This window comes from Longimicrobiales bacterium, from assembly GCA_028823235.1.
In the GTDB taxonomy this organism is placed as follows: Bacteria; Gemmatimonadota; Gemmatimonadetes; order Longimicrobiales; family Gaopeijiaceae; genus UBA2589.
In genome coordinates this window covers 1-10,759 of record JAPKBW010000037.1, presented here as the reverse complement: position 1 = coordinate 10,759, position 10,759 = coordinate 1, and the positions used below count along the sequence as shown (strand labels likewise).

Here is a 10,759-nt window from a genome sequence, read left to right as displayed (position 1 = left end):
ATTCTGCCCCTACCCCACTCGTACCCGCAACTCAGGACGAGCAGAACACTGCTAGGTGTGGCTGGGTGCCACGGAGGGGACTAGAGGATGTGCTTGAGACTCATGTACTTCCTAATGCGAGAACTAGATAACTATGTAGATAAATAATTATGTAGTGGAGCAAGAGCCTGTGGCTGCTTAACTTCGGGTCATGTCGGTAGAATGGAGCAACGCACGGATGACGGGCTGGCGGACCGCAACACGGTGCCACGCGGGAGTCCTGGCTCTGTTGTTGATTGCCCTCCCGGGCTGCTCGGAAACCACGGCTCCCATCACCCGGCCGCCGGGGCTGGAAGTCTTCGATTCACTGATCGTGAACTTCATGGAGGCGACCGGAATCGAAGCGGCAGCTCTCGGCATCATGCGGGATGGAGAGGTCGTCTACCAGAAGGGCTTCGGGTGGCAGGACGCCGCTCATCAGGTGCCTTTGGCATCCGACGCGATGATGCGGCTCGCGAGCGTCTCGAAGTCGATCACCGCAGCGGCCGTCCGCCAGCTCATCGACGATGGGATGTTTACGCTCAGCGACGCGGTGTTCGACGTAGGCCAGCCCGATGGAGGTCTACTCGGTCTGGTGCCGTTCCCCGTGCTCGGCGATGACCGCCTCGGAGACGTGACCGTGCGGCATCTCCTCCAGCACGAGGGCGGGTGGGATCGCGATGCCGCGGGTGACCTTACTTATCGCGAGATCACGATCGCATCAGTGATGTCGGTCTCGAGCCCGCCGGGCCGTCTCAACACGCTGCGCTACATCCTGGGGCAGCCTCTGCAGTTCACGCCCGGTACGCGCGACGAGTACTCAAACATCGGGTACATGGTGCTCGGTCTCATCGTCGAGGAGGTCACAGGCCGGGACTACCTGAGCTACGTGTACGAGACAGTGTTCGAGCCGCTCGGCGTCCCACATGAGGACATCGTCCAGGGACGGACGTTTCCGGCCGATCGGGACCCACGGGAGCCTTGGTACGATGACGACAGCATGGCACCCAATGTCTTCGACCCCGAGGGCTCGACTGTCCGACGACCCGACGGCGGCTGGGACCACGAGGCGCGCATCGCTCAAGGAGGACTCGTCGCCTCGACCCGCACGATCCTCGAGTTCCTCGAGGTATTCCAGGTCGCTGGCGATGCGATCGGGACGCGCCGGACCGGCTCCGAGAGTTCCGGGTGGCGGTGGAACCACACCGGGAGCCTGCCCGGGACTAACACGCTGGCCCGTCAGCGGGGGGACGGCATCAACTACGTGGTGTTGTTCAACAAGCGCGCCACATCAGGAGACAGCTACTCGACTCAGATGAGGACCGAGATGGATGCGATCCTGGATGCCGGGACTGTCCAGTGGCCCGGATAACGGAGTGAGCGAAGACTAGCCAGCCAGCGCCCGAGCTACCAAATATTTTTCGGGGAACGCCGTTTCAGTGGAGGCGCTGTGTGCGGTCCTGCACCAGTACCGCCCCGTGGACGCCAATAAGGGGGGGATGACGGGCAAGGTCGATATCGGCCTCGAAGCGGGTCCTACGGGTGACTTATGGGTGACTTGATGCCCATCCGATGTCCATAGATAAAGCCCCCCAACAACCTAAGTCGTTGAGGGGCTAATCTTTCCATCAGTCGGGGCGCCCAGATTCGAACTGGGGACCCCCTGCTCCCAAATCGGAGCTAGCAGTCGCCGATTTCCGGCAAGAAACCGTGTAAACCCAAGGCGGGGCGCACGATCTGCCGTTCTTGCCAGAAGACGATGTCGGAAGCTGCCGGGCTGAAGAGGCCCGACTCATCTCGGCCTACGTGAACTCTCACGAGCGCCCGGCTTATCCCGACAAGGAGTCGGACTTTCCTGACGGGATCCGACCCGCGGACGCGGTCTACGACACGCTGGTCTTCCCAACGCATCCGCTCAGGAGAGGAGCCGGCGAAGCCCGATAACCAGAACTCGTTTCGCCCCACACGTCGTTCGCGGCCGATGCGAGGCCACGCGACGACGCACTTGCATTGTCGCAAGGCCAAGCGGGCGGTAGCCTAGCTTCACTGCCCCGACCCGGAGATGTCATGACTTGTGTCCGTCGTTTCGCACTGACCCTCGCCGCTCTCGCCGCGATGGCTTCACCCGCATTTGCCCAGGCGGGGTCCTTCGGCAACTCCGTCATCATCGACGGTGATGCTCTGCTGATCGGCGAGCCGAACAACAGCTTCCGGCCCGGCATGGTCTACGTGTACGGCAAGACTGGAAGCGAATGGGCCGAAACGACGATCCTTACCGCTCCCGATGCCGAGCGCGCGGATGGGTTCGGAGCGGTGCTCGCTCTCGCAGACAACACGCTCTTTGTCGCAAACCGCGGCGGTGCCGTGTTCTCATACGAGCGAAGCAGAGCGAGCTGGTCGTTTGACGAGATGGTGACTGAGGACACCTCAGCTGGCCTCGACGCTCGATGCGACTACAACGGGTACTGCGGCGTCGACTACGGGATCTCACTCGCGGCCAACGGCGACTGGCTCCTCGTAGGGCACGCGCACGTGACGACCGATCGTACGCGCCTCCGTCCGCGGCAGCGCAGGGCGACGGACGACGTTCCGGACGAGCCGGCTGGAGAGGTGATTGCGTATCAGCGCAGCGCGGACGGCTGGACGGAGCGCCAGCGCTTCTCCTCACCCGCTGAGGCGAACGCCGACGGCTTCGGTGCAGCCATCACGTTTGTCGGGGACCGACTCCTCGTCGGAGCCCCGGGTGCGACGAGCGCAGACGGCGTGGACGGTGCAGGACGGGTATTCGAATTCCGCATGGACGGCGGCGGATGGCAGCATGCAGGTGAGCTGACCGTCGACGCGAACACGGATGCGACTTTTGGGGCACCGATCGTGGCCCAGGACGACCGGGTCATGATCGGTGCACCGTTCGACGATCAGGGCATGGGCGCCGTGTTCGTCTTCGAGCGAAACGGCGACTCCTGGTCGACGGTGAGACGTATGGGTCATCCCGAAGCCCAGGAGGGTGACGTGTTCGGCTCCGCGATCGCCGTGGACGGTACGGACGTGTGGATCGGATCTCCGGTCACTCGTGGCCTCGAGACCGGAGAGACCTTCGTCGCAACAGCGGCGGGGATGCAGCGCTTCCGGTTCACGGAGGAAGAGACGAACAATGAAGATTCGTTTGGCCACCGTATCGTGGTCTCGAATGGCGTAGCGGCCATCACCGCCGCCGGTCTCGATCACCAGGCAGGCGGCGTCTTCGTGTACGAGCGCGGTACTGATGGACAGTGGGGTCAGTCGCAGATCCTCGTGAGCCCGCCCGATCAGATGGGTGCCGTTCTCGGTGAGGAGATCCGCTGCTCGGAAGAAGGCTCGGTCGACATCTTCGAGTGCACCGACGTCGAACTGTATGCGTACGTGCCTACCTCACTGCTCACCGCGCCCGAGGACGCGCGCGGTATCCGCGCGAATGACAACTGGGGCTGGACCGATCGGGAGACGGGTCGTGAATACGCCCTGGTCGGTCGCAACGACGGCACCTCGTTCATCGACATCACCGACCCGATGAACCCCGTCCTCATTGGTGACCTCCCGAAGACCTCGAACACGCCTCGTTCGCAGCTCTGGCGGGACATCAAGACGTTCAAGAGCCATGCTTACATCGTGGCTGATGGTGCGGGCGCGCACGGGATGCAGATCTTCGATCTGACACGTCTCCGGGACGTCATGGATCCGCCCGTGAAGTTCGACTCTGACGTGCTCTACCGTGGCGTTCCGAACAACGTCGTGGAGAGCAGCCATAACGTGATCATCAATGAAGACACCGGCTTCGCGTATCTCACGAGCCGCGGCTGTTCGGGTCTGCACATGATCGACATCAACGATCCCCAGAACCCGGACTTCGTCGGGTGCTCCGATCCGGGAAGCACCCACGACGCGCAGTGCGTCGTCTACCACGGGCCCGACGACAATTTCACCGGGCAGGAGATCTGCCTGCGCATGTCGGGCAACGTGTTCCAGATCTCGGACGTCACCGACAAATCAAACCCGGTCGAGCTCGCGAACGCCTCACATCCGAATCCTGCGTACATGCACCAGGGCTGGCTCACGGAAGACCATCGCTACTTCATCATGGACGATGAGAGTGACGTCATCGCCGGGAACGTCGAGACGACAAGAACCCTCGTCTGGAATCTCGACGAGCTCGAAGACCCGGTACTCGCGAGGGAGTTCTTCGGAACACTCCCGGCGAGTGCGCATAACCTGTACGTGAAGGGAGACCTCACCTACCAGGCGAACTACAACTACGGACTCCACATCCTCGACATCTCCGACCCGCTCAACCCGGTGGAAGTCGGCATGTTTGACACGTCCCCGTATCGCACCGGTGCGGGCTTTGGTGGCGCGTGGAGCACGTATCCGTTCTTCGACAGTGGTACGATCATCGTGACGAGCATGCAGGAAGGACTGTTCATGCTGAAAAAGCGAGTACGGCCGATCAGCTAGGAACATTCGGCACGCCTTCGGATCCACCCAGGCGCGCTGCGGGTAGCTGGTGCGGACCTGTAGACGGTCTGTTGATGACGAGCAGGGGCGTTGGTGCATGGCTCGGAACTGAAGACGGAGTCCCCGGTCCTTGGAGTGGGGATCACGCCACTCGGTAGCTGTCGGGCATCCCGAGCCGGGTCATGGTGTTGAGGATCCCGCACGCCAGATGGACTTCAGCTTGCTGCCCATCGAAGGTTCGACTTCGCATACTTCGACCGATGATCGTCTTGTATCGGTACATAGTGTTCTCGACCAAGCTGCGCTTGCTGTACACTCAGTGCGTGTGCCACTCGCGTCGTCCGAGTTCTCGGATGGAGCGGATGTTTCGATCTCTCTCCTGGAGCGCGGTCGAGGGCTTCGGGCTGAACTGGGCGTTACGTCCAGGTGGAATGAGCACCCGCACCGGTCGCCCTTCGCCTTGCTCATGGGCTGCTTGGTAGACGACCCTCGTGTCGTACGCACCATCTGCGGAGACCGATGCCACGGGTTCAGCGATTTGCTGAAGGAGGGCCGGAACTTGGGTACAGTCATGCGTCCGGCGAGCAGTAAGATTCGATGCGAGGATCTCGCCTGTATCCGCATCGACAGCGAGGTGCAGCTTCCTCCAAGCCCTGTTCCTGGGTGGCTTCTGCATATGACCGACGTGGATCCTGAGTCCCGTACTGTCAATGAGCAGATGGATCGGCTGATCTATGGCGAGCCTGCGAAACCGAACGTCACCGAGCTTCTTGAGTCGCCGAGACAGAGTGGTGTGGTCGGGGATCGGGAGATCCACGTCGAGTAGCTGGGCCAGCGAGCGGAGGAATCCCTCGGTCTGGCGAAGCGGAAGATGGAAGACCATGCGGATGGTCAGGGCTGCCTGGATCGCGATGTCTGCGCACCTGCGCTGACCGCCGGACCTGCCGCTGGCCGGAGCACACCAGGCATCGAGCGCAGCATCTGAGAGCCAGACGGTGAGGGCCCCACGCCTCTGGAGGCCCGCCTCGTACTCAGACCAGTTACGCACGCGATATCGAGACTTCGCGTGCTTGTACTGACTGCGCTTCGGATACTTCTCGGGTGCCGACTCCGCGCTCTGGGGTTCGCTTACGACTAACCTAGATCAGGAGCCATGCACCAACGCCCGGCGCCGACGGGCCACCGGGGCACCGGCCGCCAATGGAATGCACCCTCAAGTGGTCTTCTTGGAGTGGAAGGAGCGAGTAGACGGGTCGACTCGGTGCAACCGTCTCCTCGTCCTCGTCGTTCACCACTCTTAGGCTTGTCTATAGGGGTGCGCTACCCTTATCCGTACGGGTGTAATTGGGCCCTGGAGTCATTCCTATGAAGCAAGCCGCTGCCGCAGCAATCGTGGGCAGTCTCTTGGCGCTTTCCAGTCAGGCGCCGGATTCCGCACGCCTGGTGTCATTTGAGTCGGCATCCGGTCCCGCGGCGCTCTCGACCTCCTCTCGTGCGGCCCTTCCCATGTCGGCTGCGGCGCTTCCCGCGCCTCACGCCCTTCCCTTGTCCACCACGGCTTTGACCGAGGTGATCGGGCAATACTGCGTCCGCTGCCATAACGAGAAGCGGCTCCGCGGCGACCTCTCTCTAGAAGACTTCGACGTCGAGGACGCGGCGACGCGCGCGACCGTCGCAGAGCGGATGATCCGGAAGCTCCGTGCTGGCATGATGCCGCCTCCGGGCGCGGCGCGCCCGGAGGCGGACACGCTCGTGACGCTGGCCGAGACGCTCGAAGAGATCATCGACGACGCGGCGGGCTCGACACCCCGGCCGGGCAACCGACCGTTCCAACGCGTCAATCGAGTCGAATACGAGCGACTCGTCTACGAGATTCTGGGCCTGACCGTCGACGCATCGGACTGGCTCCCCGCCGACCAGATCAGCGCCAGCTTCGACAACGTCGCGGACGCTCAGGTGATCTCACCCACCTTGATGGACGCGTACCTGACCGCGGCATCGGAGGTCGCGCGGCAGGCCGTCGGGCAGGCAGACGCCGCACCTTCATCGCGGATCTACTCCAACGACCCCTCGGTATCGCAACACGAATGGGAGACCCTTGAAGGCGCCCCCTACGGGACGCGCGGTGGCGTCACGGCTATCCACTCGTTTCCGGCCGACGGGAAGTACGTCTTCACACTGGGATTCATGTCGGGTTGGGGGGAGCGCTTCCACGACATCGACGTTTCGGTGGACGGGGCGCGAGTGGCTCTACTCCGGTACTCCGCCAGCACCAGCCGACTCATCGACTTTCAGGGCCGGCTCGGCTACCCGATGGAGACAGACTCCATCTTCGTGGGGGCGGGACAGCACCGGATCACGGCGGCCTTCATCCGCCAGATGGACGGCCCGTACGAGGACCTGATCCGGCCGAACGACTGGTCCTTGACCGGGACCGAGGCAAGCTACGGCACGACCTCACTCCCCCACATCATGCACGTGACCGTCGATGGCCCTTATGAGCCACGCGGGGTCTCGGAAACGCCCACGCGGACGAGGATCTTCTCGTGCAGACCTACGTCGCGAGACGAGGAACGTCCCTGCGCCGAGCGTATCGTGACGACGCTGGCGACTCAGGCATACCGGCGGGAACTCGAGCCCCGAGATATCGACGCCCTTCTCGACTTCTACGAGCAGGGGGCCGAGGACGGCGGATTCGAACTCGGTATCCGGACCGTCATCGAGGCGATGCTGGTGAGCCCGCACTTCCTCTTCCGCATCGAGTCCGAGCCTCGTAATGCCGACGCAGGCGACGTCTTTCCAGTCGCCGACGTCGATCTGGCATCACGTCTCTCCTTCTTCCTGTGGGGCACCGGGCCCGACGAGCAGTTGCTTCAGGCGGCCAGGAGCGGGCAACTGTCGGACGTTGCAGTGTTGGAGCGCGAGACGCGGCGCATGCTCGCGGACCCCCGCTCGAGCTCGCTTTCGACCCGCTTCGCCCGCCTGTGGCTCCGGCTCCAGGACCTCGACAAGGTCCAGCCGGACTCGTTCTGGTTCCCGAACTACAGTCGGCAACTCGCGAACGACATGACGCGGGAGACGGAGCTCTTCTTCGACTACCTCGTGCGCGAAGACCGGAGCCTGCTCGAGCTGTTCAGTGCGGACTACACGTTCGTCAACGAACGCCTCGCGACTCACTACCAGATCCCGGGTGTCATCGGTGACGACTTCGTACGGGTTCAATATCCGGACGCGACCCGCCGCGGTGTCCTGGGGCACGGAAGCATCTTGGTTCAGACCTCGCTCGGGAACCGCACGTCACCGGTCCTTCGGGGAAAGTGGGTGATGGAGGTCCTCCTGGGCGTCCCGCCTCCACCCCCACCCCCCGGCGTTCCCGACCTCGAAGAGACGAGCGGCACCGCCGGAGTGCGAATCCTGACGACCAGTGAGCGGATGCAAGCGCATCGGAAGAACCCGACGTGCGCATCGTGTCACAACCTCATAGACCCCATCGGGCTCGCGCTCGACAACTTCGACGTGACCGGCAAATGGCGGATTCGTGAGAACGGCATGCCTCTCGACACCCGTGGCACGTTTTACGACGGGACAGAAATCGCGAGCGCAACGGAGCTGGTCGACGTACTTTTGACGCGACCAATTCCGCTAGTGCGCCAATTCACCGGCAACCTCATGACGTATGCGCTCGGACGACGTCTCGAGGTCGAGGATCAGCCGAGCGTGCGGGCGATCACGAGGCAGGCAGAAGCCGAGGACTACCGGTTGTCGTCCTTCGTGCTGGGCGTCGTGCGAAGCGATGCCTTCCGATTGAAGCAGGCGGTCTCGACCGAGCCGAACGACTAGGAGAATTCACGAATGCACTTTCTTACCGGCAAGCACATCGAGCGCCGGTCGTTCCTCAAGGGGATGGGCGCCGTAGTCGGGCTCCCCATGCTGGACGCCATGACACCCGCCGGGCGCGGGCGGGCGAAGGCCGCCGAGGGTCCAAAACGGCTCGTCTGCATCGAGGAGGTTCACGGTGTGCCCGGCTGCAACGAGTGGGGCGCGTCTCAGCATCTCTTCGCCCCCGAGACCGTCGGGCGCGACTTCGACTTACTGCCCGGGAACGTGCTGGCGTCACTCGAACCGTATCAGGACGATCTGACGATCATCAGCAACACCGATGTGAGGATGGCCGAGGCCTTCTCCCCGGGGGAAATCGGCGGCGACCACTTCCGGTCGAGCGCGGTGTTCCTCACACAGTCACACCCAAAGCAGACACAGGGGTCCGATCTGATGGTCGGGACCTCGCTCGACCAGCTTCACGCGCGGCGCTTCGGCCAAGAGACGGTGCTTCCGTCCCTCCAACTGTGCATCGAGCCCACGGACAAAGGCGGCGGCTGCGACTACAACTACTCGTGCTCGTACACGGACTCGATCAGCTGGGCGTCGCCATCTGCGCCGCTCCCGATGATCCGCAGTCCTCGGGCCGCGTTCGACCTACTGTTCGGGGCGGGCGGCACCGAAGAGGAACGAGCGCTGCGTAGGCGCTCGCACAGCAGCATTCTGGACTGGGTCGCCAGTGAGGTCGCGCACCTCAAACGTGACGTGGGCGCGTTGGATCGGCAGAAAATCGATCGCTACCTCGGCAGTGTTCGGGAGGTCGAGCGGAGGATTCAAATGGTCGAGGCTCAGAACAGCTCGGGTGATCCCAGGGAGTTGCCCGGCGCCCCGCCCGGAATTCCGGATTCGTACAGCGAGCACATGCAGCTCCTATTCGACCTGCAGGTGTTGGCGTTCGAGACCGACATCACCAGGGTGACATCGTTCAAGACGGGCCGTGACGCATCGAACCGGACCTTCCCTGAAAGCGGATCCGAGCGCGGCTTCCATCCCTCGTCTCACCACGGGGGACGAGAGGAGAACATCCTCGAATTCAACAAGATCTCCCAATACCGAGTGAGCCAGCTCGCGTACTTCATTCAACGGCTCCAAGAGACGAGTGACGGCGAATCAAGCCTGCTCGACAACACGGTCGTCATGTGGGGCTCCCCCATGGGAGACGCGAACCTCCACAATCACCGCCGCTGCCCCTTGGTCCTACTGGGCGGCGGCAACGGCGTGCTGGATGGAGGCGCACACTATAAAGCGCCAGACGGAACCCCGATGGCCAACGTCTTCCTCACGCTGATGCACAGGCTCGGACACACCGACCTCGACAGCTTCGGAGACAGCACGGGTGAGTTCCTGCTATAGCCACCAGCGTGTGACCCAGAAACGAATGAGATAGGGATCGAGAGAACGATGAGACAACGAGGCTTCTCGAAGGCGATGTCTGCACTGTTCGCCGTGGTATTACTCGGGGCCGTGAATCCCGCTGAAACGCCAGTGGCAGACGCACCTGTCGCCGACGCCGCCATGCGCGGCAATGTCGAGGCAGTCCGCTCCCTGCTCCGGAGTGGAGCAGATGTGAACGAGGCCCAGGGCGATGGGATGACGGCCCTGCACTGGGCAGCCCGCCTCGGCGACGCCGAGCTGGCGCAGATCCTCATCTATGCGGGCTCCAGGCTGGACGCGGGCACACGGATCGGCAGCTACACCCCGCTCCATGTCGCGACCCGAGAGGGCAAAGCCGACGTGGTCGAGGTGCTCCTCAAGGCGGGAAGCGATCCGCAGGCCGTCTCCACGAACAGCGGGACGACTCCGCTTCATCTCGCGGCCCGTGCAGGGGACGTGCGGATCGTGTCGAAGCTCATCGAGCACGGCGCGGACGTGGACGTCACGGAAAGCGCGTGGGGACAGACGCCGCTGACTTTCGCCGCGGCAATGAACCGGGTCGACGTAATCAAGGTCTTGCTCGACGCAGGAGCCGACCCAAACGCGGCATCCACGGTCGTGGACGTAGTCGAGATGGCTGCGGGAGACAACGCCGCGGAAGAGCGTCTCCAGAAGGCGCTCGAGAGCTTCAAGACACAGCAGGGTGGTGGGCCTACTTGGCAGCCTACACCGAGTCAGGTTCAAGCCGCGATCGACCTGGCCCGTCAGGTGCAGACGCGGTGGCCAGACATACCTCAAGAAGACGACGTCGAAGAGGCCGAGCCCCCTACGCCCGAGGAGGAAGCGGCGGAGGGCGAGGGAGCCACGGAGGGAGCAGAGTCTGCCGAGGGTGAAGATGCCCCCGAGGGCGACGGCGAGGAGACGGTGACGAACGAGGGTGGTGCCGCTGAGGCCGTTGCTGCCGAAGAAGGAGTCGTCCCCGCCGAGGTAACCGAAT

The 10,759-nt window shown here is 63.3% G+C and carries 8 protein-coding genes; 6 read left to right on the top strand and 2 right to left on the bottom strand.

Annotated elements, in window-relative coordinates; translation table 11 throughout:
• The first annotated feature begins 268 nt into the window (after positions 1-268).
• The 3 genes from OSA81_12885 (at position 269) to OSA81_12875 (ending at position 4,509) form a co-directional block, all read left to right on the top strand.
• Entirely contained in the window at positions 269-1,390 is a 1,122-nt protein-coding gene (locus OSA81_12885) for a serine hydrolase (protein MDE0899902.1), read from the top strand.
• Between the two features lie 374 nt (positions 1,391-1,764).
• Positions 1,765-1,962, top strand: coding sequence for a hypothetical protein (locus OSA81_12880; GenBank protein ID MDE0899901.1), 198 nt, complete (start codon positions 1,765-1,767; stop codon positions 1,960-1,962).
• Between the two features lie 123 nt (positions 1,963-2,085).
• Positions 2,086-4,509, top strand: coding sequence for a choice-of-anchor B family protein (locus tag OSA81_12875; GenBank protein ID MDE0899900.1), 2,424 nt, complete (start codon positions 2,086-2,088; stop codon positions 4,507-4,509).
• Between the two features lie 142 nt (positions 4,510-4,651).
• Here the strand turns inward: OSA81_12875 and OSA81_12870 are convergent, their stop codons facing one another.
• Positions 4,652-4,792 (bottom strand): hypothetical protein, encoded by a 141-nt coding sequence (locus tag OSA81_12870; GenBank protein MDE0899899.1) that lies wholly within the window; start codon positions 4,790-4,792, stop codon positions 4,652-4,654.
• Between the two features lie 33 nt (positions 4,793-4,825).
• Positions 4,826-5,557, bottom strand: coding sequence for an IS5 family transposase (locus tag OSA81_12865; GenBank protein MDE0899898.1), 732 nt, complete (start codon positions 5,555-5,557; stop codon positions 4,826-4,828).
• A 317-nt stretch (positions 5,558-5,874) separates the two neighbouring features.
• Here OSA81_12865 and OSA81_12860 point away from each other — a divergent pair, with 317 nt between their 5' ends.
• From OSA81_12860 to OSA81_12850, 3 genes are all read left to right on the top strand, one after another.
• Complete coding sequence (locus OSA81_12860) at positions 5,875-8,349, top strand: DUF1592 domain-containing protein (GenBank protein MDE0899897.1); 2,475 nt, start codon at positions 5,875-5,877, stop codon at positions 8,347-8,349.
• Positions 8,350-8,361: 12 nt separating this feature from the next.
• The gene (locus OSA81_12855) at positions 8,362-9,741 is read left to right on the top strand and encodes a DUF1552 domain-containing protein (GenBank protein ID MDE0899896.1); all 1,380 of its coding nucleotides are present in this window, start codon (positions 8,362-8,364) and stop codon (positions 9,739-9,741) included.
• 48 nt (positions 9,742-9,789) lie between these two features.
• Positions 9,790-10,759: ankyrin repeat domain-containing protein (locus OSA81_12850; GenBank protein ID MDE0899895.1), on the top strand; the 970-nt coding region annotated here is incomplete at its 3' end.